Source organism: Paenibacillus sp. NPDC058177 (genome assembly GCF_042883835.1).
Lineage (GTDB): Bacteria > Bacillota > Bacilli > Paenibacillales > Paenibacillaceae > Paenibacillus_AQ > Paenibacillus_AQ agri.
In genome coordinates this window covers 1-23,117 of record NZ_JBHVVB010000012.1, presented here as the reverse complement: position 1 = coordinate 23,117, position 23,117 = coordinate 1, and the positions used below count along the sequence as shown (strand labels likewise).

Sequence of the window (23,117 nt, the reverse complement as noted above, 5' to 3'; positions counted from 1 at the left end):
CCGCGCCGTTCCTACGCAGGCATTAGAAAAGCCTCCGCAGAATCACGAAGGCTTGATAAAACGATAGTTACACGGCATGCCGGGCAACCTCTTGTTTCTATCACAACACCTCGGTAGGAAATTAAGCCTTAGGGCACCTACTGTCTACGGTAAGCATATTCAAGTTCAAAAATGATACCTTAGTTCGTCACAACTGTTATAGAATATCAAAGATGACTACAAGAGTCAATCCCTAATTATCTGAAAGCAGTAGTGTTTACACGAGCGCTTGGTCCCATAGTGGAAGAAATCGAAATGCCTTTCAGGTATACACCTTTAGCAGCAGCCGGTTTCGCACGGTTCAAAGCGTCGATAAGAGCTTTAAGGTTATCATTCAATTTTGCTTCGTCAAAGGACACTTTACCGATTGGCGCGTGAATTTGACCAGCTTTATCGAGACGGTATTCGATTTTACCGGCTTTGATTTCTTGCACAGCCTTGGTAACATCGAATGTAACTGTACCTGCTTTAGGGTTAGGCATAAGGCCTTTACCACCGAGCAGACGTCCCAGTTTACCGACTTCACTCATCATATCAGGTGTAGCTACGCAGACATCGAATTCAAACCAGCCTTGTTGGATTTTGTTGATCATATCTTGATCGCCTACAAAATCAGCACCAGCAGCTTCCGCTTCTTTCGCTTTTTCACCTTTTGCAAATACAAGCACGCGTTGTGTTTTACCTGTGCCGTGAGGCAGGACAACAACACCACGAACAGCTTGGTCTTGTTTACGTGGGTCTACACCCAGACGCACTGCTGCTTCAACGGTTTCGTCGAATTTTGCAGTCGCAGCCTTTTTCACAAGCTCTACAGCTTCTGAAGGCTCGTAAGTTGCTTCGCTGTTAATCAGCTTAGCAGCTTCTTGGTATTTCTTACCATGTTTAGCCATGAAATGTTCCTCCTTTGTGGTAATAGCGGAATTTCCTCCCACGTATTGCGGTCATACTCGACCATTGCATCGAATACTTATTAGTCTTCGATTGTGATACCCATACTGCGGGCAGTACCTTCAACCATAAGCATAGCAGCTTCTACAGTAGCAGCGTTAAGGTCGGGCATTTTTTGCTCAGCAATTTCACGAACCGCTGCACGATTCAGCTTAGCAACTTTTTTCTTGTTTGGTTCACCGGATCCTTTTTCTACTTTAGCAGCGATGCGAAGCAGAACGGCAGCCGGAGGAGTTTTGGTGATGAATGTAAAGGAACGGTCTTCAAATACTGAAATTTCAACCGGGATGATCAGGCCAGCCTGGTCAGCAGTACGAGCGTTGAATTCCTTACAGAATGCCATGATGTTGACACCCGCTTGACCAAGCGCCGGACCTACTGGTGGCGCAGGGTTCGCTTTCCCTGCAGGAATTTGCAGTTTCACCATTTTAATAACTTTTTTAGCCATGAGTGACACCTCCTTGCGTCAATAGTGGTCTTCGAACGCATTTAGCGCTCTCCCACAAGAAACCCTTGCGTTTTGTTATATTTTCTCCACTTGAGTGAAATCCAACTCCAGCGGGGTTTCCCGTCCAAACATGTTAACGTGTACCTTGATCTTGCTCTTGTCAGCCAAAATTTCTTCCACGGAGCCCACAAAATTCGCAAAGGGACCAACCATAATACGTACGGATTCCTTGATTTCGAAATCAATCTTCGTCTTAGGTTCAACCATACCCATATGCTTCAGAATTTGTTCTACCTCTTCTGGAAGCAGTGGTGTAGGTTTGGAACCCGAGCCTGTCGAACCAACAAATCCAGTAACGCCCGGTGTATTGCGAACAACATACCAGGAATCATCAGTCTGAACCATTTCCACCAAAACATATCCGGGGTAAACTTTACGCATGACAGTTTTTTTCTTGCCATCCTTGTTTACCAGTTCTTCTTCCATAGGAACAAGAACACGGAATATTTTGTCTTCCATGCCCATGGACTCAACGCGCTTTTCCAAATTGGCTTTGACCTTATTCTCATACCCAGAATAGGTATGAACGACATACCATCTTTTTTCCATACCAAGCCACCTGGAACCTCTCTAAATAATCGCTTCAATCACAGCGGAAATACCGATGTCCAGAACCCAGAAGTAAACAGCGACAACTATAATTGTACCGACAACGATCAATGTATAGTTCTTCAATTCCTTACGACTAGGCCAGCGAACTTTTTTGAGTTCACTCCAGCTTTCAGTGAAAAAGGAAAACAAGGACTTGAAACTACGTTTCACGCCGACTACACCTCCCAAAGACTATCTGGTTTCGCGATGAGGAGTTTGCGAGTTACAATACTTGCAAAATTTCTTCATCTCCATGCGGTCGGGGTGATTTCGCTTGTTTTTGGTTGTCGCATAGTTTCTTTGTTTGCAACTTGTACAAGCCAAAGTGATAATTACCCGCATGATGTGCACCTCCCGAAGACGTCCTTCTAACGGTAAAATTAGAAGACGCAAAATTGATCCTAAAAAATGCCGCGAATTTAGGCCTACCTAAAACACTTTAGCATAATGTCAAGGCCTGTGTCAACGAAAGAATTGCCCTACTGCACTGGGTATTTCCGGGTGTTATCGTCACGTGAGGTACCCTGCCTTTGGTCTTGTCTTTTCCACTGGTTTTCGCTGTCATCCTTATCATTATGGAGCATTCCGACTGTGAATAAACCTGTCTGCACGGCGTTCTAGCATTTTACTGCAAAAGTTAAGAATCTTCCGTTCCGGCTACTATAGCAAAATAATCAACCGGAATTTAGAATTCCACTAAAAAAAGACTCGTTTACCCGAGTCTCTTCTGTCCATTATATCATCAATTGTCACGCACTTCCAGATATCTTTCCAATTTGCGCTTCACTCGCTGTAAAGCATTGTCGATGGACTTCACATGCCGCTTCAAGTCCTCGGCAATTTCCTGATAGGAACGGCCATCCAGATAGAGCATCAGCACTTTACGCTCCAGATCACTAAGGATCTCCGCCATCTTGTCTTCCAGCCCGATGAATTCCTCCTGATTAATAATCAGCTCTTCGGGATCAAGCACCTGAGACCCACAGATCACATCCATCAGTGTCCGGTCGGAATCCTCATCATAAATAGGCTTGTCCAGAGATACGTAGGAATTGAGCGGAATATGCTTCTGACGAGTTGCCGTCTTGATCGCAGTAATAATCTGTCTTGTGATGCACAGCTCTGCAAAAGCTTTGAAAGAAGACAGCTTGTCTCCCTTGAAATCACGAATGGCCTTGTACAGGCCGATCATGCCTTCCTGGACAATATCTTCGCGGTCAGCCCCGATCAAAAAGTAGGAACGCGCTTTGGCACGTACAAAATTACGGTATTTGTTAATTAAATGCTCCAATGCGCCACTGTCGCCACCACGGAAAGCCTCGACAATATCTTCATCGCTTATGAAATCATACTCGGACAGCATTATTTCCTTGAGGTCGACACTCACCAAGAATCCCCCCGGCTGCAACGCAAGACACATCGTTACTTCGCGAAATATACGAACAGTATATATTATGTTACCTAAAAACGTCAACCGAAGTTTCCCCAAAAACAATCATGAATAGCATTATATGGGTTTACAATGACATTTCCGGGTCAATTTCCGTATTTTTTCATTGCCGCCGCCAATTCTCCAGCCTGCTGCGCACATCGGGGGGCAATTTGTCCTCTAGAGAATGCCTTATTGAACCAGTGCTTCCCGGCTCTATAGCTTTCTTGACTTCCTTCTGATTATCCTCTACTTCAAGCCGTAATTCTCTTGCCGAAATCCGCAGTGCGCCTTGCGCAAAAATAACATGCTGTTCCACAAAATCACTGGTGGCCACATAAATCTGCCGGCGGCGGTGACTGTATTCCCCCACCAACCGTTCGATGCATTCATCGGCGGTTTCCTTTTCTTTCGTGAAATAGACCTGAACTTTGCACTGCACAAACGACCTTCCCAGCCCCGGAACGCGGTATGCATCAAAAACGGCGATGACCCGGCGGCCCGAATATGCCTGATAATCCGCCAGCAGATCCAGAAGCCTGTCACGCGCTTCCTGCATACCCTTCTTCGACAATGCCGCAAGGTCCGGCCAGCCGCCAATCATGTTATATCCGTCTACTAGTAGCACATCGCGCCAGTCGGCCATAGCTATCCCTGCTGACGCCGGCGGCGCAGCGCTTCGTACATCACTACGCCCGCAGCAACGGAAGCGTTAAGAGAATTGATTTTTCCGGACATCGGCAACTTGAGCAGGACATCGCATTTTTCCCGAATCAGACGCCCCATTCCCTTGTTCTCATTACCGATTACAACAGCTACCGGTCCTGTGAAAATATCAGAAGCGTACAGATCCTGGTCGGTATCAACATCGGTACCCACTACCCATATACCCTGTTCCTTCAGGCGATCGATAGTCTGTCCAAGATTAGTCACACGCGCTACCGGAACATATTCCACCGCACCCGCTGAAGTTTTGGAAACCGTCGCAGTAATTTGCGCAGAACGGCGCTTCGGTACAATAACACCATGAACGCCGGTGCAATCTGCAGTACGCAGAATGGAACCGAGATTATGAGGATCTTCAATTTCATCTAGCAAAATGAGAAAAGGAGCTTCTCCTTTGGCTGCCGCCACGGCCAGCAAGTCTTCAACCTCTACATAAGCAAACGGTGCCGCTTGTGCAACTACACCCTGGTGCTGCACACCTGGAGCTAATTGGTCCAGCTTACGCTTGTCCACATGCTGAATCACAATACCCGCTTTGCGGGCTTCAGCTACGATTGGTGCAGTCAGATGCTTTTGCGCCGTTTCGGCGATCCATATTTTATTCAAAGTACGGCCTGCACGCAGCGCCTCTAGCACAGAATGCTTTCCGGCCAATATTTCTTCTTCTGTCTTCAATTCTTCCATTTTTATTGCCTCCTGTTTATGGTCATTCCTAATCAGATCATGGCCGGTTCTGCATAAACTCTATGCCGATGTGCACAATTTCCTGTAATCTTGCCTGCTGTCCCGTATAGTATAAATACCCGATCAAACATTCAAAAGCCGTAGCATGACGGTATTCCAACACATTAGCGTTCTTTGGGATCGTTCCCGACTTCGCATTACGCCCTTGGCGGGCAATATTCTGCTCTTCTTCAGTCAGCACCGGTTCCAGATGAGCAAGGATGGCACACTGCGCCTTGGCTGACACCAGTCCCGTTGCCGTACGATGCAAATGATTGGGCCGCAGATTCGGCAGGGATACGAGGTATTGCCGGACGGCAACCTCATAAATAGCATCACCTACATACGCTAGTACGACAGGTGAGAGGAGCCGCGCCGGCTTGGATGAATCATACGGAAACCATCCTGCAAAGTTCATTGTTTCTTCATCACTCATTTACGCCGCCACCGCATTCCCTGCGGAGTGTCTTCAAGCAGAATTCCCATCGCGCTCAGTTCATCGCGAATCTCATCAGAACGAGCCCAGTTCTTATTCGTGCGTGCCTCTGCCCGTTCAGCAATCAACCGTTCCACTTCCTCCCCTGCTACTTCTTCTTCAGCTTCAGACGTCAAGATCAGCACCTTGTTCATCTCTTCAAAAGCCTTCAGCAGCGCAGCCAGATCGGCAGCAGCAGCGTGATTATCCGCCAAAGTCAGGTTCGCCAGGCTCACCCAATCAAATACAGCCGTAATGGCATCTGGCGTATTGAAGTCATCCTGCATCTTGGCATGGAACACCGCCAGAATACCGTCAATCTTATCATTGATTTCTTTATTTGCGGCAGCTCCGTCCGCCGTTCCGGCTAGTTCCAGGCGATGCTTCACATTGCTTACCGCACCGGATATCCGCTCCACACTTTTCTCTGCCGAGGCCAACGCATCCGTCGTGAAGTTCAGCGGGTTGCGGTAGTGTGTGGAAAGCATGAAGTAACGGATCGCTCCCGCCTTGAAGCGCTCACGGATATCCTTTACCAAAAGGCCGTTTCCGAGTGATTTCGACATTTTCTCGTCACCAATATTAAGGAAACCATTATGCATCCAATAATTAGACAGCGGCTTGTCGGTCAGCGCCTCAGTCTGTGCGCATTCGCATTCATGGTGCGGGAACTGCAGATCCTGTCCACCACCGTGGATATCCATAGTGTCACCAAGGAACTCACGCGCCATAGCCGAGCACTCGATGTGCCAACCTGGGCGACCTGCTCCCCATGGACTTTCCCAATATACTTCTCCAGGCTTCGCAGCTTTCCAGAGTACAAAATCTTCGGGTTTCTCCTTGCGGACATCCACTTCTACCCGAATCCCAAACTGCAGTTCCTCCAGGTTCTGACGCGACAGCTTGCCGTAATCCTTGAACTTCGCCGTACGGTAGAACACGTCCCCGCCGCTTTCATAGGCATAGCCCTTATCTTCAAGATCCTTAATGAACCCGATGATGATCCCCATACTATCCGTTACTCGCGGATTCAATGTGGCCGGCTTGACATCCAGTCCTTTGAGATCCTCGTAGTAAGCTGCTATGAACATTTCCGCCACTTCGGCCACCGTAATGTTCATCTCTTCTGCCTTGCGGATCATCTTGTCATCGACATCCGTGAAGTTCGTAACATACCGAACCTCGTTGCCGAGCTGCTCCAGATAATTACGAACGGTATCGAATACGATAACCGGACGGGCATTACCGATATGCATATATCCGTATACAGTAGGACCGCATACGTACATTTTCACCTTGCCCGGTTCCTGCGGTACAAACTGTTCCTTACTGCGCGTCATAGTATTGTAAATTTGCAAAGCCATCTCATTCCAATCCCTTCTGTTATCGCCGGTTCCCCTTTTGAATACCGGTAAACTTAAATTTCATAATCGCCAATGTACTGCTGGCTTTCGAGACGCCGCTGCTCGGCCTTCTGTTTGTCTTCTGTACCGCCCAGCTGCTCCCTTATCTCTTCAATCTCCTTCTGCAAAAAGCGGAGTGAATCGACAAGCGGATCTGGCATCTTCGTATGATCGAGTCGATCCGATACGCGTTCCCCGTTGCGTTTGACCACACGACCCGGATTCCCTACAACCGTGCTATTGTTCGGCACTTCGCGCAGGACGACCGCATTGGAGCCTATATTAGAATTGTCGCCGATTCGGAAGGATCCTAATACCTTCGCACCGGAACCAATGACTACATTATTACCTATTGTAGGATGGCGTTTGCCTTTTTCCTTACCTGTTCCCCCCAGCGTGACCCCTTGATAAATGATGACATCGTCACCAATCTCACAGGTCTCGCCGATAACAATACCCATGCCATGGTCAATAAACAGCCTGTTGCCGATAACAGCCCCGGGATGAATCTCCACGCCGGTCATAAATCTGCTGAATTGCGACACTATGCGCGCGAGTGTATAAAAATGACGCTTGAAAAAATAATGAGCGAGCCGATGACCCCAAATAGCGTGCAGACCTGCATAGGTGAAGACAACCTCAAACCAGCTTCGGGCCGCGGGATCATTGTCAAAAACAGCCCGAATGTCCGACTTGATATGCTTAAACATCGCGCTCCCCTTCTCTTGACTTCCTTGCCTCCTGCTTACAGGTCTGCGCGGAAGATAATGTCTTCTGGAACAACACCCTGTCTGTCTCTCTCTATAAAAAGCTTCTATAAGACCCACTCGGGAATGTCCCAATTCCTTCAAAGACTCTCTGCTCCAGCATATGCTGCATTACCTACTTTGACTGCCCGCATACAAACAATCATTTCCTATGCCACAATGGAAAATCAATAAAAAACGCCCCTGCAGCATAATGCTGCAGAGACGTTAAAACGCGGTTCCACTCTGCTTGGACGAGTTCCAGGCTGCCGTGAATATCATAGCAGCAGGTACTCCGTCCCCCTTGGCGTCCATAACGGGGACGTGCCGGCGCAACCTAACGAACCCTTGCAAAAGGACGCTCAGCCGTGCAGCTCACAGGCGCATGTTCCGTGGCAGACAAATGAATAACTCTCAGCCTGAAAAGGTTGAACTCTTCGCGGTTATTCTCTCTGGCAATTGCCTTATTGCACGTACTTTTCCTGATCACAGCTATTATAGTATTCTTCTATCTTAGCGAAAAGATGAAGGACTGACAAGGGGCAGTCCGCAATCGCCCAGCAGCGCCTAGGCTCCTTTAATTTGCGATTTCAAGCGTTCAATGACCCGGTTTTGACCCAGCAGGGCAATCGTGGCATTGAGATCACGGCCATGAGTTTGTCCTGTCAATGCGACACGGATCGGCATGAACAGCGCTTTACCCTTATTTCCGGTCTCCTTCTGTACTTCCTTGATCAAAACAGCGATATGAGCTGCATTGAACTCGGAGGCACCCTCAATCTTCGCCAAGAATGCAGATAGCACTACAGGGACCGTATCTTCCGCCAGTACCTGAGCGGCTTCCGCTTCCAGCTCCAGGTCACTGCGGAAGAACAACTCTGATAGGCCTACAATATCGGAAGCCGACACTAGTTGTTCCTGATAAAGAGCTACCAGGCTTTCCGCCCAGGCCTGCTCTTCTTCATTAAGCTCAGCAGGAAGTCTTCCCGCTTGCTGTAGATGAGGAATGGCCAGTGCGGCAATCCGCTTCGGATCGGCATTTTTAATATAATGGTTGTTCAAGTGGGCCAGCTTGTTTGTATCGAACACAGCTGGACTCTTGGACAGTCTGTCCGACGTAAAGATACGGATGAGTTCTTCCTGGCTGTAGATTTCCTCTTCCCCTTCTGGCGACCAGCCGAGCAGAGAAATGAAATTGAACATCGCTTCCGGCAAATATCCGAGCCCATCATACTGCTCAATGAACTGAATAACCGACTCATCGCGCTTGCTGAGCTTCTTGTGGTTCTCGCCAACAATCAACGTCATATGTCCGAATAGCGGCGGTTCCCAGCCCAGTGCTTCATAAATCATCAGCTGGCGTGGCGTGTTGGAGATATGGTCTTCTCCGCGCAGCACATGCGAGATTTTCATTAGATAGTCGTCCACCGCAACCGCGAAGTTGTAAGTTGGGATTCCATCTTTTTTCACAATAACAAAGTCGCCCATTTCCTTCGTATTGAAAGAAATATTACCTTTAACGATATCATCAAAAGTGTACGTACGGTCTTCCGGCACCCGGAAACGGATGCTGGCTACACGCCCTTCGGCTTCAAACGCAAGGCGCTGCTCCTCGCTCAGATCACGGTGCTTACCGGAATAGCGCGGAGTCTCGCCCCGAGCCATCTGCTCTTCGCGCTCTGCTTCCAATTCCTCTTCAGTGCAGTAGCAGCGATAAGCCAGTCCACGGTCTAACAGGTCCTGCCAGTGAACACGGTACAAATCGAGCCGCTCGGTCTGACGGTACGGTCCATATTCGCCGCCCACATCAATACTTTCATCCCACTCAATACCCAGCCACTTCAAGTATTTCAGTTGGCTTTCCTCGCCTCCGGCGATATTCCGTTTCACGTCCGTATCTTCGATCCGGATAATGAATTTCCCGCCCTTATTGCGGGCGTACAGATAATTAAACAACGCCGTTCTGGCGTTTCCGATATGTAAATGTCCCGTAGGGCTCGGTGCGTAGCGCACCCGGATTTCATCCGCCATTTCAATCCCTCCGCTCATGTTGTTAGAAGTTAAAATCTCTGGTTCAGCCATCTCATGATGATATCACATCTTTAAGCAGACAGACAATAGATTGGGCTGCTATCCCCTCGCCGCGTCCGGCAAAGCCGAGCTGCTCAGTTGTGGTTGCTTTAACATTGACCTGAGTGCTCTCTGCTCCCAGTGCACGCGCGATAATTTCCGTCATTTGTGGAATATACGGTGCCATCTTCGGCTTTTGGGCAATAATAGTGGAATCGATGTTCCCAAGCTTGTATCCCCGTTCCCGCGCAAGCGCCCACACCTCTTCTAACAGTTTCAAGCTATCAGCGTCTTTGAAAGCCGGATCGGTATCCGGAAAATGACGGCCGATATCCCCGAGACCCAGTGCGCCCAGAATGGCGTCACTTACCGCGTGCAACAGCACATCGGCGTCCGAGTGGCCCAGCAGCCCCTTTTCATATGGGATGGTCACTCCACCGATAATGCATGGCCTGCCTTCCACCAACTGATGCACATCAAACCCTTGTCCTACAGCAATCATTTGTCTCCCTCTCCCCTGGTTCTTTCTGTGAATTCCGCAAAATCAAGATCTTCACGCGTCGTAATCTTAATATTCCTGTAGCTGCCCTCTACTACAGACACAGCAATACCGGCGCGTTCGGCCAGACTGGAATCATCTGTACCAAGAAATCCATCCTGCTCTGCCGCTTCATAGGCCATCAGCAAATCAGACAGACGAAAAGTCTGCGGGGTCTGAATCGCCCACAGACTTCGCCGATCCGGTGTAGACACCACGGTCCCCCCGCTGTCCACCTGCTTGATCGTATCCTTGACCGGAACGGCCAACACAGCGGCTCCGCTCTGAAGCGCCTGCTGGTAACAGGCCTCAATCTCACGAGGATGCACGAACGGCCGGACACCGTCATGGACCATTACCCATTCGGTGCTCAGTTGGAGTAGTCCTCTGTACACCGAGTGCTGTCGCTCGGAGCCGCCTGGAACAATCGCCTTGACCTTGTCCAGCTTATAGGATGCTATCCATTCCCGGCATCGATCCATATCCTCAGCTCCAGTAACGAGGACGATCTCCGAGATCCGCTCATGCCGCTGAAACACCTCCAGCGTATGTACAGCAATCGGTTTGCCCTCCAGCAGCAAGTACTGCTTGCTTTCTGCCGTTCCCATCCGTGTTCCTTTGCCTGCCGCTACAATCACGACGCCCACACTGTTTGACATTCCCTAAGCTCCTGTCTTTCACGTATACCCCCATCATAACGTGTTTGACCGGCATTTCCAACCCATTTCAGACCTTATACAAGTGATGTTCAGGCTTATTGTGCCTTCTCCAGCAGCTTCGGCTTGGCAAAGATCATCCGGCCGGCCGAGGTCTGAAGAACACTGGTCACCAGAACTTCCATCGTCGTACCAATATATTCACGTCCGCCTTCTACGACAATCATCGTTCCGTCATCGAGATAAGCCACTCCCTGACCATGCTCCTTGCCATCCTTGATGACTTGTACAATAATCTCTTCTCCTGGAAGCACGACTGGCTTCACTGCGTTGGCAAGATCATTGATATTTAGCACGGATACCCCCTGCAGCTCGCATACTTTGTTCAAGTTAAAATCGTTGGTGACAACTTTGCCCCGCAGCACCTTGGCTAGCTTGACCAGCTTGCTGTCCACCTCGGAGATCTCTTCGAAGTCGCCCTCATAGATCAGAACTTTTACATCCAGTTCTTTCTGGATTTTGTTCAAAATATCAAGTCCACGTCGTCCGCGGTTACGCTTGAGCAGATCGGAAGAGTCGGCAATATGCTGCAGTTCCTCCAGAACAAATTCAGGAATGACAATCGTTCCTTCGATAAATCCGGTCTTGCAGATATCGGCAATCCGTCCGTCGATAATAACGCTAGTGTCCAGAATTTTATGTTCCTCCAGCCCGCGGCCCTCTGGCTCGTCCGCTTGCCCGAAGCGACCGCTGGTCCAAAGTTTGGCCAGTTCCTGCTTCTTCTCCAGCCCGATCCGCATCCCCATATATCCCAAGGCAATCGTAGCAGCTACCTGAAGCAGCTGTCCGGCCTTCCCAAGCCAGCCCATAGCCGGATGCAGCAGAATCGACAGCACCAGACCTCCGGTCAAACCAGCGGCCCCTGCAGCCAACTCATTCATGGGTACACGCGAACAGAACTGAACCGCATCCCGCAGCTTTGCACCTCCCCATTCTGCGCTTAATGTTCCCGCAATCAGAAAAATAATGGCTCCCAGCACCGCGAATAAAATGCTTCCCTCCACTGGCAGGCTATCTGCCAATCTCCCTGCACCTATAGGAAAACTTTTTTCTGCCGCATGATATAACGAATAACCGCCCCAGCCTCCGCAGATTGCAACGAAGGACAAAATCAATTTTTTCCACATAACTCGCGCACCTCCTTCTATATTCATCCTAAAATGATGTATTCCTCACCAGTATGTTCCAATTTTTAGGACAATAATCGCAGGCACCGTTATTTTTTCTACGCAAAGAGTTTATATAGGGCTATTGCAGCGGGATGTCTTACTTCCGGGTTGAAAATAGTGGATGCCCTGGCATATAATGAACTCAATTACGAACCCAGGGGTGAATGGAAATGAGCGCACTAAGTTTACAGGCCTTTCAGGATCAAGTCTCCGAACTGCTGCTCCGTCACCGTAGTCTGCTGGATGTGCTGTCCAAGAACGGACAGAGCAGTGCATCCGTCAACCGCGCCGTTGTCAAAGCCATCACAGAATGCGGCTGCATTCAGCTGCATGCCACGAAACAGGTTTTTGAGCCCGGTTCCGGGCTAGAACATGCGAAAGAACTCGCCGGTACCCATGTAGAGGGCCAGTTGTGTGAGAATTGCCGGGAGGTAATTGGCTCTGAGCTCGGCCGGGAGTTGTTTTATATGTCCGCCCTGTGTAATTTACTTGATATCAACATGGACGAGGTTGTAGAGAAGGAATCACAGAAATGCGCTACGTTGGGATTGTTCAATCTATCCTAAGTTCAAGCAAGAGTGCCGTTTTCACTTCTGTTTGTAATTCATGTTTCGAAACATCGCCATTTTATAAGGTTACGCATATAAAAAGAAAACGGGTACCTCCTTCATTGGACGGTATCCGTTTTTTTGCATTGACGAAGAAAAAGACTCTGCTGTCCATACAGGACGGCAAAGCCTTTCTCATATCACAATATTCTATTCTACAACTGTATGCTCCCGCTGTTAGCCGTTCTTGGAATGATACACTTTATCTTCTGAACGTCTTCTCCGGCGGTGGCGGCGTCTTGCTGTCAAACGATCGAGATTCTGCTTAAAGCCGTATAACGCATAAAGACCCAGCAGCACGAAGATCAGTTTGGCAATTTGTTCAGGGAAAATCACGGCCACGACCACGGCAACAACAATCACCAGCGGCGCGCCAATCATTGCTTTCTTAGGCAGACCAATCTTTTTGAAATTCGGGTATTTCACCGTACTTACCATCAGATAAGATAAGAGCAGAGTCGCCACAATCATGAATCCAGGGGACACATCTTTATGGAAAAGCGCCAATGTGGCGACAACGCCACCAGCGGCAGGTATTGGCAAACCGATAAAATAGCCGGGAACTCCCGGGCGTACGTTAAAACGGGCTAGGCGGAGTGCGCCGAACACCGGAAAAATGGCAGTAACCGTCCAACCCAATGCTGAATTGAGGTCCTGCAAACTCGTCATATACATAATCAACGCGGGAGCAACCCCAAACGATACAATATCCGACAATGAATCGAGCTCCTTGCCGAATTCACTCTCACACTTGAGGGCACGAGCCACACGGCCATCCAGACCATCAAGTAACATTGCAATAATAACCATGATCGCAGCCATACTAACCTTGCCATCCAGCGCCATCATGATTCCAAACATTCCGAGCATCAGGTTACCGATGGTAAACAGACTCGGAATTGATTTTTGTATCAAATTCTTCACCTCTACATTCTAACTTTGAGCCTCTGCATCACTAATATTACGTGATTGTATGATATTTACATTTGCCTGTCAATAAGCACTTGTTTCTGCAAACGTTTTAAACCATCCTGAATATTGCGGGCTCGCACCTCACCGATCCCGTCAACTTCGTCCAATTCTGCAATGCTGGCCGTCATTAAGTTAGGGAGCATCTCGAAGCGCTCCACCAGATTGTGAATGATCACATTCGGCAGTCGCGGAATTTTGTTAAGCAGGCGGTACCCACGCGGTGTTACTACTTCTTCCGAAGCAACGGCTGTTGAGGAATAACCCAATAAGCGGGCGATATGGTTATCGTCCATCAGTTCATCGTCCGACGCCCGTTTAAGCCCAGCAATAATTTCGCGGATCTTTTCCTCTTGTTCTTCCCTTGCATAGTCTCTGTACAAAAGCCATGCTTCTTCCTCTGTATTTCCGACCAGTTCTTCCATCTGCATGCTGATCAAGCGGCCTTCATTGCCCAACTCGTTGATGTAGCGTTTGATTTCCATTTTAATTCGGAGCACCATTTCCACCCGTTGGATGACTCCAACCACTTCCGCTACTGTTACAATCCCCTCATATTCGGAGGCGGACAGGTTGGTCAGACCTTGAGTCAGTACCGCTCTGTACTTCTCCAACGTCTGAATGGCTTGATTCGCCTTCGCAAGAATGGCACCAATCTCCTTCAGAGCATAGCGGATAGAGCCTTGATACAGCGTAATTATATTCCGGCGCTGGGAGATGGAAACCACCAGTTTCCCCGTTTGCTTAGCTACGCGCTCAGCTGTCCGGTGGCGGATACCTGTCTCAATGGAGGAGATCGAGGAGTCCGGGATTAGCTGTGTGTTGGCATACAGTATCCGCTTAAGGTCCTCGCTTAGGATTATGGCCCCGTCCATCTTGGCCAGCTCATACAAATAGTTTGGCGAAAAATCGCAATTAATGGAAAATCCGCCGTCTACAACTGCCATCACCTCTGGACTGTATCCAACGACGATAAGCGCGCCGGTCTTGGCACGTAGTACGTTCTCCAGCCCTTCCCGGAAAGGTGTGCCGGGTGCCGCCAGTCTGAGCAGATCATTCATATTATCTGATAGGTTTTCTTTCATGTCCCTGTGCCCCCTAATCTAACGCGACCGATAGTGCATCTGCTACGGTACTGACGCCAATAATCTGAATATCTTGCGGGTGCTTCCAGCCCTTCATGCTCTTCTCAGGCATGATGACCCGCCGGAAGCCAAGTTTCGCTGCTTCCTTAACACGTGTTTCTGCACGCGACACGCCTCTCACCTCACCGGTAAGCCCAACCTCCCCGAAGAATACATCATACGGTTTAGTCGAAATATCCCGAAAGCTTGAGGCGATGCTGACAGCCACGGCAAGATCAATCGCTGGCTCATCCAGCTTCACGCCACCGGCTACATTGAGATAGGCATCCTGATTCTGTAAGAACATGCCCATCCGTTTCTCCAGCACGGCGATGATCAGTGCCATCCGCTGGTGATCCATCCCTGTACACATTCGCCTTGGAGACGGAAAATGTGTCGCTGCGACAAGGGCTTGCAGCTCCACAAGCACCGGCCGCGTGCCCTCCATACTGGCCACAACTGTCGATCCCGCCACCCCAAGCGGGCGTTCTGACAGGAAAAGCTCGGAAGGGTTCTCGACCTCAACAAGTCCTCCCTCACCCATTTCGAAGATGCCAATCTCGTTGGTAGAACCAAAGCGGTTCTTGACCGCCCGAAGTAGCCGGTACGTATGATGGCGCTCCCCTTCGAAATACAGCACACAATCCACCATGTGTTCCAGCATCCTCGGTCCAGCGATGGCGCCCTCCTTGGTGACATGCCCTACAAGTACTGTGGCAATCCCGCGGATTTTGGCGATTCGCATGAATCTTGTCGTACATTCCCGAACCTGTGTAACACTGCCAGGTGCACTTGTAACCTCAGGCAAAAATACGGTCTGAATGGAGTCAATGACAAGGAACTGCGGCTGAATCTGTTCTATCGCTTCCTCGATGCTTTCCATGTTGGTCTCACACAGCACGTATAGCTCACCTGACAACGCCCCGAGGCGATCTGCGCGCAGACGAGTCTGGCGCACCGATTCCTCCCCAGAGATATACAGCACGCGCAGCCCCTGCGTCGTTAAAGCATGTGAGGTCTGAAGTAGTAACGTGGATTTCCCAATGCCGGGATCGCCGCCCACCAGCACCAGTGAGCCGGGCACAATGCCGCCCCCCAGGACACGGTTGAGTTCGCCAATGCCTGTCAGGATACGCGGCTCCTTGTCACTTTCTATATTTATGATCGACTGCGCTTTTTCTTTACTATGAAAAATAGGGGCGCTCATGCCCTGGGTTTTGACTACGCTTTCTGTTTCCTCCACCATGGAGTTCCATGCCTGGCAGCCCGGGCATTTTCCAAACCATTTGGGTGATTCATACCCGCATTCGGTGCAGTAAAACTTTGTTTTCGCTTTGGCCATGACTTCTCCTTACTGTCCGAACTTTTGTAAAAAACAGAATATTTCCTGCCAATAAAAGTTTACCATTTCTGTCCCTTGAACGAAAGGCCATTCCGGAAGCGATTTGCACCTGTTTCCCTTTAGGATGGGCGGTTTTCCTAAAAAGAATGCTTTCGTGCAAGTAGAAACAGCTTTGCCGTCCTCTAAGGGACGGTATCCGTTTCAGCGAGAACTATTTAAAAAAGCCCCCAATTCTCTTATCGGAGAATTGAGGGCTTTGTATAACAATTCTTATTCAGCTTCCACTTCTTTTTCCAAAGGCAGGCTTTCTGGTTTGACTTCCCGGTTAACTACAAGCTCGTTATCAACCTCATCAATGGTCAGCGAATCGCCTTTTTGGATATTGCCTTTCAGCAATTCCTCGGACAAACGGTCTTCAATATGTTTCTGGATTGCCCGGCGAAGTGGACGAGCACCAAAGGCAGGATCATATCCTTCCTTGGCCAGGAACGCCTTGGCCTTATCCGTAAGAACAAAATCAACGTCATATTCACGCAGCCGCTTGCGCAGCTCGTCGGACATCAAAGTCACGATCTCGGCAATATGCTTCTCTTCCAGAGAGTGGAAGACGATGATCTCGTCAATCCGGTTCAGGAATTCAGGGCGGAAGCTCTTCTTCAGCTCTTCCATAACTTTGCCCTTCATATTGCTGTAATCTGCTCCTGCATCTTGTACAGCGGTGAAGCCCAGCGTCGAATTCTTCTTGATCGCCTGTGCTCCAACGTTGGAGGTTAGAATGATCAGTGTGTTGCGGAAGTCGACTACCCGGCCCTTAGAGTCGGTCAGACGACCGTCTTCAAGCACTTGCAGCAGAATGTTGAATACTTCCGGATGCGCCTTCTCGATCTCATCCAGCAGGACAACAGAGTAAGGTTTACGGCGTACTTTTTCGGTCAGCTGTCCACCTTCTTCATATCCTACATACCCTGGAGGAGCTCCGACCAGACGGGACGTGGAGTGCTTCTCCATGTATTCCGACATGTCGATCCGAATCACAGCATTCTCGTCGCCGAACATTGCTTCAGCTAGCGCACGAGCCAGCTCTGTCTTACCCACACCAGTTGGTCCAAGGAAGATAAAGGAGCCCATTGGACGCTTCGGATCTTTCAGACCCGCACGTGCCCGGCGGAGTGCCCGGCTCACAGCCTTCACGGCTTCATCCTGGCCGATGACACGTTCATGAAGCAGAGCTTCCATGTTCAGCAAGCGGTCCGTCTCTTCTTCTTTCAGCTTGCTGACCGGAATGCCGGTCCAGCTAGCCACAACCTGTGCGATATCCTCAGGCGTAACCTCGGAATCGGTACGGCCTTGTTTTTCTTTCCACTGGTTCTTAGTGGTATCCAGTTCCTCACGGATTTTCTGTTCAGTGTCACGCAGCGCAGCCGCTTTTTCAAACTCCTGGCTTTGTACCGCAGCATCCTTCTCTTTGCGGATATCATCCAAGCGGCTTTCCAGTTCCTTCAGATTCGGCGGAATCGTGTAGGAGTTGAGTCTTACCTTGGAGCCCGCTTCGTCGATCAGGTCGATCGCTTTGTCCGGAAGGAACCGGTCTGGAATGTAACGGTCAGACAACTTAACAGCTTCTACAATCGCTTGATCCGTAATCTTCACACGGTGGTGAGCTTCATAACGGTCGCGAAGTCCGAACAGAATCTGTACAGCTTCCTCTGGAGAAGGCTGATCCACCGTAATCGGTTGGAAGCGGCGCTCCAGGGCAGCATCTTTCTCAATATATTTGCGGTATTCGTCCAGCGTCGTTGCCCCGATGCACTGCAGCTCTCCACGGGCCAAGGCCGGTTTCAAGATGTTGGAAGCATCAATGGCACCTTCCGCGCCACCTGCACCAATCAGAGTATGCAACTCGTCGATGAAGAGCACGATGTTACCCGCTTGGCGAATCTCGTCCATAATTTTCTTCAGGCGGTCTTCGAACTCACCGCGGTATTTTGTTCCGGCCACTACGGAACCCATGTCCAGGGTCATGACACGTTTATCGCGTAGGGTCTCGGGAATTTCATTGTTAATGATCTTTTGTGCTAAGCCTTCGGCAATAGCTGTCTTACCAACCCCTGGCTCACCAATTAACACCGGGTTGTTCTTAGTACGACGGCTGAGCACCTGAATTACGCGCTCAATTTCTTTGCTCCGGCCAATAACCGGGTCAAGGTTGCCGTCCTTAGCGTATGCCGTCAAATCACGAGCCAGACCATCCAGCGTTGGTGTGCTGACATTAGCTGGAGTACCGGTGTGGCTGGAAGCCGCCTCACTGCTGCCCAGAAGCTGCAGCACTTGCTGGCGGGCCTTGTTCAGGCTAATGCCCAGATTGTTAAGTACACGGGCAGCTACGCCCTCGCCTTCACGGATAAGCCCGAGCAGGATATGCTCCGTGCCGACATACGTATGACCCAGCTTGCGGGCTTCGTCCATCGACAGCTCGATAACTTTTTTGGCGCGAGGAGTATAAGCAATGTTCGTAGGCTGCTCTTGGCCTCTGCCAATCAGTGTTTCCACTTCGTCCTGAATCTTCTCAAGACCCAGACCCAAACCGATTAATGCTTTTGCGGCAATTCCGTCTCCTTCGCGAATAAGCCCAAGCAAAATATGTTCTGTCCCAATATTGTTGTGTCCCAAACGAACGGCTTCTTCCTGCGCCAAAGCAAGCACTTTTTGTGCGCGTTCCGTAAATCTTCCAAACATCATATCTCCTGCACCTCCATGAATATTAAATATCTATAATTAATGTTGTGATCCCAATGTTTCGCGGAGCAGCTTCGCCCGATACATATCGCGTTCGGTGGATGTCATCTCGTCGCCAAACATTTTCTGCAAAAATCCAGGCTGTGTCTTGACATTCAGCTCGTTGAGCACGGAGAGCGATGGCCCTTCCAGGATACCCAGATCAACCCCAAGCCGGACATCCGACAGACGTTGAGCGGATTCCTTCAGTTCCATCACTGCTGCATAGGACAAAATACCGTAAGAACGCATCACCCGGTCGGTAATCCGCAGCGCTGAATCGGCCAGCAGACGCTCACGGGCATTTCGTTCATGCTCGATAATCTGTGTCACTACGCTGTGCAGGTTCTCTATGATTTCACTTTCAGTTTGTCCAAGGGTGATTTGATTGGAGATCTGAAAGATGTTCCCTACTGCTTCGCTACCTTCACCATAAATTCCTCTTACGGTCAATCCCACCTGATTCACAGCTGAGAGAATGCGATTAATCTGATGCGTCATGACGAGAGCTGGCAAGTGCAGCATCACGGATGCCCTGAGACCTGTTCCAACATTTGTTGGACAGCTAGTGAGGTATCCTCTTTTATCATCAAAAGCATAATTGACTGAAGCCTCAAAGATATCGTCAATGGCTGCGGCGCGCTCCCATGCTTCCTTGACATGGAGTCCGGGGAAAAGGCACTGAATCCGCAGATGATCCTCTTCGTTGATCATAATGCTGACCGACTCATCGTCGTTCAGAATCACGGCTCCGCCGCGAGAATCATTGGCGAGGTTAGGGCTGATGAGATGCTTCTCCACCAGTACCTTCTTATCCAGTTCCTCCAGATCATCCAGCCTCAATAGCTGAAAGGTGCCAAAATCTGCTGCAGCCTCTCCTTGAAACACAGGACTAAGCTGCTCTAATACCTCTTCCGACTGCTCCAGTGATGCAAGCAGAGGGAAAGGGAGATGCTGCAAATTGCGGGCAATTCGCATACGACTGCTGATGACAATCTCAGAATGGTCACCGTCGCTGCGCATCCAGTCACTAAGTGCTTTTTCGGTAAAACGGAGACTTGACATGTCATATCCCCCCTATATATCAAAGACTTTACTCTTGTGCGATTTCTTTTTCAAGTTCACGAATCTGATCCCGCAAATGGGCCGCGGTTTCGAACTCTTCCTGGGTGATGCTCTGCTGCAACTGCAGCTTCAGTTCGTCGATTTGACGTCTGAAGACAATCCGTGCTCCGGCGCGTTTCGGAATCTTGCCCACATGCGCCGTGCTGCCATGCACACGCTTGAACAGCGGGTCCAAGGCACTGTTGAAATACTTGTAACAAGAGCTGCAGCCGAAGCGGCCAAGTTTACTGAACTGGGAATAAGTCATTCCGCAATTTTCGCACTGGAGACTTTGTGTGGTCTTCGCTGCCGCAGTCTTCTCCTTACCTGCCCCTTCGAGATCAAGCAGACCAGAGAGCAAACTGTGAATGGAGAAGCCTCCGGCTGTTCCCGGAATCAGCTCTCCCTTTTCCCGCGCACAGCTCTCACAAATATGAAATTCCGTCTTCTCCCCATTCACGATCTTAGTAAAATGGAGCGTTGCCGGCTTGGCGCCACATTCCTGGCATAACATAAGGTAAAGTCCCTCCCTTAGGATTGACGTTTATTTGCCCAATAAAGAGATTAGCATGGCCTTCATAAGCTTGGCACGAATCTCATCCCGGTACGGAAGCTTAACCGTCAGGCATTCCCGGGAAATGGCAGCACGCATAAGACATGCTTCCCGCTGGGTTAGAAAACGGGCTTCCTCCAGCTGATAAATTAGCCCCTCGGCAGTATTTTGATCAATTCCGGCCCCAATCGTATGATTCAGATGGGTATGCAAGGCCACATTCTGAGGTAACTCAAAACGCTGAATCCGGATATAACCGCCGCCTCCGCGTTTGCTCTCCACGATGTAACCTTTTTGAAGAGTAAAGCGTGTACTGATGACATAGTTGATCTGTGACGGCACGCATGAGAACTGGTCCGCCAGGTCATTTCGCTGGATTTCCACCGTACCTTCGGGACTTTCATGCAAAATATTCTTCAGATATTGTTCGATAATATCGGAGATATTACGCATCACTCATCCTCCAGTATTCCAATCTTGATGTTGCAATATTGCCATTGAAAGAATATCAACAGTCCGGTCAAAGCGGTCTTTAAAGAACTTACCCAACTACTAAACGGCGAATCCTGAACGTCATAGCCACTTCATGGTACGGTACAGACACTAATAGTGTGACCTTAGTGTTCGAAATTACATACCTTGTAACTCAGTGGGAAGTTCATAACACCTCTTGTTTTGGCTTGCGTTGACTTTGACTTTCTTTGACTTTTTTAATATTATAACATATTTTTTTGCAATGCCAAGTGGCTACTCTTATTTTTTACAAAATGCGATCATTGTATTCGAAGCTTGAGCGTAAAATCACACCTTTAGGGGTGTAAAAAGCTCCTTCACAGCGACTGCCATGAAAGAGCTTGGTTCGTGTATCAATGATTAGGATTAGAAAAAGTCAAACAATGCTGTCTTCTGTGCCGGGATAATATCCTCCAGCCACTGTACTTCTGTATCACTTCCGGTTAACCTTCCTACCTTGGCCATTTCCGCGGGACGTTTATAGCCTAGCAGTAGTATCGTCAAAGTTCCAATATCGAGGACCACATCTCCTTGTGAGCGCTCACCTTCGATCTTTTCCAGGAACGCCGTCCCTTGGTCAGTAACCTGCCATTCCCAAAGTCCATGATTCCACGGCGCATGCTGATCCTCAATAAATAGCTTTAACTGACGGGAAGAAGCTAGTCCACTGAAAGAATACTCCTCTACAAAAGCCTTGGCATTCACAATCCGGCCCATAAAATAAGGATGATTCTCCTGGGTTATTCGAGGATCCGGCAGCAGGAAAGGCAGAATATCATCACTTGGCACAAACTTTAGAGCTGCTCCAGTCACCATAGAGTCATGATTAGCTAGGAAGGTCCATAGTGCTTGACGCGAGGCTTCATTCAAATAAACAAACTCTCTAATGATCAGTTCTCTATTCTCCAACCTATACAGGATATAACCTTCTGCATCACCCTCTGGTGAATAAAAGACTGCATGATGTGTATTCTCATTCAGGACGGAGTGTTCCCACCAGTCTTTGCTTCGAACGAGAGTTCCGTTATATTGGGAGGCAAATCGCTCATATAATGGTTCAAGCTTCTTAAGATCCTCCCGCACATCGCGGCGGACAATTCCTTTAACATCGATTTTTCGAGGAAACTTCGAGACAGGAATAGTATAATTCTTGGTCTCACAATAAATTTCCCAGCCAAACTTACGATAGAACGGGATCAGGAAAGGATGCAAAAAGGATAAGGTTTGTCCAGCTTCATTCATGGTCTCCAGCGTATGGGACAACAATTTGGCTACAAGTCCTTGTCTGCGGTTCTCCGGCCATGTGGATACACCTGCAATCCCCCCCATAGACACGGTACGGCCTTGTAAGTTGACCTCTAATGGAAGCAGCGTTAGCATGGCGGTAAGCGCCCCGTTCTCAAAGATTCCCCAAATCCGTTCCGGCTTGAATCTTTCTTGTCCCTTTTCTTTGTCTTCGGTGGAAAGTTTATACTGAAAAGCATATTGGGATAAGCTTACGCTATCCTCAAATTCAGTGGAATTCAATTGCCTGATCTCCATTAACTCACCTCATCTGTACGATAATCGATCTAATGTGAGTATACAGGCATCCGACTTTCATTGCTAACTCAAAGAAAAAATCTAATATATTAACAACTTATCCACAGACCCAGACCTCAAAGTTTTCTCTACAAGGATTAAATTTCAACAAACCCAAAAGTTATCCCCGAATTACCGGATTTTATCCACATATTCAAGTTTTTATCCACAAAAACCGTGTATTACTCAGCTTTTCACTTGACGATCCAATATAAATGTGCATTGTATCCACAAAAATGTGACGATCAATCTTACGATATTGTGTCCACATGTGCGTAAGTTTTCTGTCTTTTTCTGAATTTATCCACAACATTTCCACAGGTCTGCACAACGCAAAAAACCATTGTTGAAATACTCAACAATGGTTTAAATTGCTTGGCGGCGTCCTACTCTCCCAGGACCCTTCGGTCCAAGTACCATCGGCGCTGGAGGGCTTAACGGTCGTGTTCGGGATGGGTACGCGTGGA

At 49.0% G+C, this 23,117-nt stretch carries 24 protein-coding genes, 1 rRNA gene and 1 other annotated feature; of the genes, 1 reads left to right on the top strand and 24 read right to left on the bottom strand.

Annotated elements, in window-relative coordinates:
* Nucleotides 1–15 precede the first annotated feature (15 nt).
* Nucleotides 16–168: a sequence feature (ribosomal protein L10 leader region), on the bottom strand.
* Between the two features lie 68 nt (nucleotides 169–236).
* The 15 genes from rplA to ACFVU8_RS28790 form a co-directional block, all read right to left on the bottom strand.
* Nucleotides 237–929: a 50S ribosomal protein L1 gene (gene rplA, locus ACFVU8_RS28860; RefSeq protein WP_175370355.1), complete on the bottom strand. Its 693-nt coding sequence runs from the start codon at nucleotides 927–929 to the stop codon at nucleotides 237–239.
* Between the two features lie 80 nt (nucleotides 930–1,009).
* Nucleotides 1,010–1,435 (bottom strand): 50S ribosomal protein L11, encoded by a 426-nt coding sequence (rplK, locus tag ACFVU8_RS28855; protein ID WP_175370356.1) that lies wholly within the window; start codon nucleotides 1,433–1,435, stop codon nucleotides 1,010–1,012.
* A 75-nt stretch (nucleotides 1,436–1,510) separates the two neighbouring features.
* Complete coding sequence (gene nusG / locus ACFVU8_RS28850; protein WP_066367701.1) at nucleotides 1,511–2,044, bottom strand: transcription termination/antitermination protein NusG; 534 nt, start codon at nucleotides 2,042–2,044, stop codon at nucleotides 1,511–1,513.
* 21 nt (nucleotides 2,045–2,065) lie between these two features.
* Nucleotides 2,066–2,257: a preprotein translocase subunit SecE gene (gene secE / locus ACFVU8_RS28845; RefSeq protein ID WP_066367704.1), complete on the bottom strand. Its 192-nt coding sequence runs from the start codon at nucleotides 2,255–2,257 to the stop codon at nucleotides 2,066–2,068.
* Nucleotides 2,258–2,278: 21 nt separating this feature from the next.
* Nucleotides 2,279–2,428 carry a 50S ribosomal protein L33 gene (gene rpmG / locus ACFVU8_RS28840; protein ID WP_076099620.1) on the bottom strand — a complete coding sequence of 50 codons (150 nt, stop codon included), beginning with the start codon at nucleotides 2,426–2,428 and terminating at the stop codon, nucleotides 2,279–2,281.
* 400 nt (nucleotides 2,429–2,828) lie between these two features.
* Complete coding sequence (gene sigH, locus ACFVU8_RS28835) at nucleotides 2,829–3,473, bottom strand: RNA polymerase sporulation sigma factor SigH (RefSeq protein ID WP_066367714.1); 645 nt, start codon at nucleotides 3,471–3,473, stop codon at nucleotides 2,829–2,831.
* Between the two features lie 166 nt (nucleotides 3,474–3,639).
* Nucleotides 3,640–4,161, bottom strand: a complete 522-nt coding sequence (locus ACFVU8_RS28830; RefSeq protein WP_387432036.1) for an NYN domain-containing protein — start codon at nucleotides 4,159–4,161, stop codon at nucleotides 3,640–3,642.
* 2 nt (nucleotides 4,162–4,163) lie between these two features.
* Nucleotides 4,164–4,925, bottom strand: coding sequence for a 23S rRNA (guanosine(2251)-2'-O)-methyltransferase RlmB (gene rlmB / locus ACFVU8_RS28825; RefSeq protein WP_175370358.1), 762 nt, complete (start codon nucleotides 4,923–4,925; stop codon nucleotides 4,164–4,166).
* Between the two features lie 37 nt (nucleotides 4,926–4,962).
* Entirely contained in the window at nucleotides 4,963–5,400 is a 438-nt protein-coding gene (locus ACFVU8_RS28820; RefSeq protein WP_379469892.1) for a Mini-ribonuclease 3, read from the bottom strand.
* Nucleotides 5,397–6,803, bottom strand: a complete 1,407-nt coding sequence (gene cysS, locus ACFVU8_RS28815; RefSeq protein ID WP_387432033.1) for a cysteine--tRNA ligase — start codon at nucleotides 6,801–6,803, stop codon at nucleotides 5,397–5,399. The genes ACFVU8_RS28820 and cysS overlap by 4 nt, the downstream gene beginning before the upstream one ends.
* A gap of 53 nt (nucleotides 6,804–6,856) precedes the next feature.
* Nucleotides 6,857–7,552 carry a serine O-acetyltransferase gene (cysE, locus tag ACFVU8_RS28810; RefSeq protein ID WP_066367735.1) on the bottom strand — a complete coding sequence of 232 codons (696 nt, stop codon included), beginning with the start codon at nucleotides 7,550–7,552 and terminating at the stop codon, nucleotides 6,857–6,859.
* Between the two features lie 603 nt (nucleotides 7,553–8,155).
* The gene (gene gltX, locus ACFVU8_RS28805; RefSeq protein WP_387432030.1) at nucleotides 8,156–9,619 is read right to left on the bottom strand and encodes a glutamate--tRNA ligase; all 1,464 of its coding nucleotides are present in this window, start codon (nucleotides 9,617–9,619) and stop codon (nucleotides 8,156–8,158) included.
* A gap of 52 nt (nucleotides 9,620–9,671) precedes the next feature.
* Entirely contained in the window at nucleotides 9,672–10,160 is a 489-nt protein-coding gene (ispF, locus tag ACFVU8_RS28800; protein WP_066367737.1) for a 2-C-methyl-D-erythritol 2,4-cyclodiphosphate synthase, read from the bottom strand.
* Nucleotides 10,157–10,855 carry a 2-C-methyl-D-erythritol 4-phosphate cytidylyltransferase gene (gene ispD, locus ACFVU8_RS28795; protein ID WP_387432028.1) on the bottom strand — a complete coding sequence of 233 codons (699 nt, stop codon included), beginning with the start codon at nucleotides 10,853–10,855 and terminating at the stop codon, nucleotides 10,157–10,159. Before ispD ends, ispF begins: the two co-directional genes overlap by 4 nt.
* Nucleotides 10,856–10,950: 95 nt before the next feature.
* The gene (locus tag ACFVU8_RS28790) at nucleotides 10,951–12,039 is read right to left on the bottom strand and encodes a PIN/TRAM domain-containing protein (protein WP_379469900.1); all 1,089 of its coding nucleotides are present in this window, start codon (nucleotides 12,037–12,039) and stop codon (nucleotides 10,951–10,953) included.
* A 212-nt stretch (nucleotides 12,040–12,251) separates the two neighbouring features.
* Here ACFVU8_RS28790 and ACFVU8_RS28785 point away from each other — a divergent pair, with 212 nt between their 5' ends.
* Nucleotides 12,252–12,647, top strand: coding sequence for a nucleoside triphosphate pyrophosphohydrolase family protein (locus tag ACFVU8_RS28785; protein ID WP_379469902.1), 396 nt, complete (start codon nucleotides 12,252–12,254; stop codon nucleotides 12,645–12,647).
* A 219-nt stretch (nucleotides 12,648–12,866) separates the two neighbouring features.
* Here ACFVU8_RS28785 and pssA read toward each other — a convergent pair whose 3' ends face one another.
* From pssA to rrf, 9 genes are all read right to left on the bottom strand, one after another.
* Nucleotides 12,867–13,604 carry a CDP-diacylglycerol--serine O-phosphatidyltransferase gene (gene pssA, locus ACFVU8_RS28780; RefSeq protein WP_175370365.1) on the bottom strand — a complete coding sequence of 246 codons (738 nt, stop codon included), beginning with the start codon at nucleotides 13,602–13,604 and terminating at the stop codon, nucleotides 12,867–12,869.
* 65 nt (nucleotides 13,605–13,669) lie between these two features.
* On the bottom strand, nucleotides 13,670–14,743 hold the full coding sequence (gene disA, locus ACFVU8_RS28775; protein ID WP_066367769.1) for a DNA integrity scanning diadenylate cyclase DisA: 1,074 nt from the start codon (nucleotides 14,741–14,743) through the stop codon (nucleotides 13,670–13,672).
* A 13-nt stretch (nucleotides 14,744–14,756) separates the two neighbouring features.
* Nucleotides 14,757–16,124 (bottom strand): DNA repair protein RadA, encoded by a 1,368-nt coding sequence (radA, locus tag ACFVU8_RS28770; protein ID WP_175370366.1) that lies wholly within the window; start codon nucleotides 16,122–16,124, stop codon nucleotides 14,757–14,759.
* Nucleotides 16,125–16,394: 270 nt separating this feature from the next.
* Nucleotides 16,395–18,863 carry an ATP-dependent protease ATP-binding subunit ClpC gene (gene clpC, locus ACFVU8_RS28765; RefSeq protein WP_175370367.1) on the bottom strand — a complete coding sequence of 823 codons (2,469 nt, stop codon included), beginning with the start codon at nucleotides 18,861–18,863 and terminating at the stop codon, nucleotides 16,395–16,397.
* A 36-nt stretch (nucleotides 18,864–18,899) separates the two neighbouring features.
* The gene (mcsB, locus tag ACFVU8_RS28760) at nucleotides 18,900–19,964 is read right to left on the bottom strand and encodes a protein-arginine kinase McsB (protein WP_175370368.1); all 1,065 of its coding nucleotides are present in this window, start codon (nucleotides 19,962–19,964) and stop codon (nucleotides 18,900–18,902) included.
* A gap of 28 nt (nucleotides 19,965–19,992) precedes the next feature.
* Nucleotides 19,993–20,517 carry a protein-arginine kinase activator protein McsA gene (mcsA, locus tag ACFVU8_RS28755; RefSeq protein ID WP_379469907.1) on the bottom strand — a complete coding sequence of 175 codons (525 nt, stop codon included), beginning with the start codon at nucleotides 20,515–20,517 and terminating at the stop codon, nucleotides 19,993–19,995.
* A gap of 30 nt (nucleotides 20,518–20,547) precedes the next feature.
* Nucleotides 20,548–21,009, bottom strand: coding sequence for a CtsR family transcriptional regulator (locus ACFVU8_RS28750; RefSeq protein WP_066367794.1), 462 nt, complete (start codon nucleotides 21,007–21,009; stop codon nucleotides 20,548–20,550).
* Between the two features lie 426 nt (nucleotides 21,010–21,435).
* A complete protein-coding gene (locus tag ACFVU8_RS28745) occupies nucleotides 21,436–22,611 on the bottom strand; it encodes a GNAT family N-acetyltransferase (RefSeq protein WP_387432025.1) in 1,176 nt (391 codons plus the stop codon).
* A 412-nt stretch (nucleotides 22,612–23,023) separates the two neighbouring features.
* A 5S ribosomal RNA gene (gene rrf, locus ACFVU8_RS28740) occupies nucleotides 23,024–23,117 on the bottom strand; the annotation flags it as partial.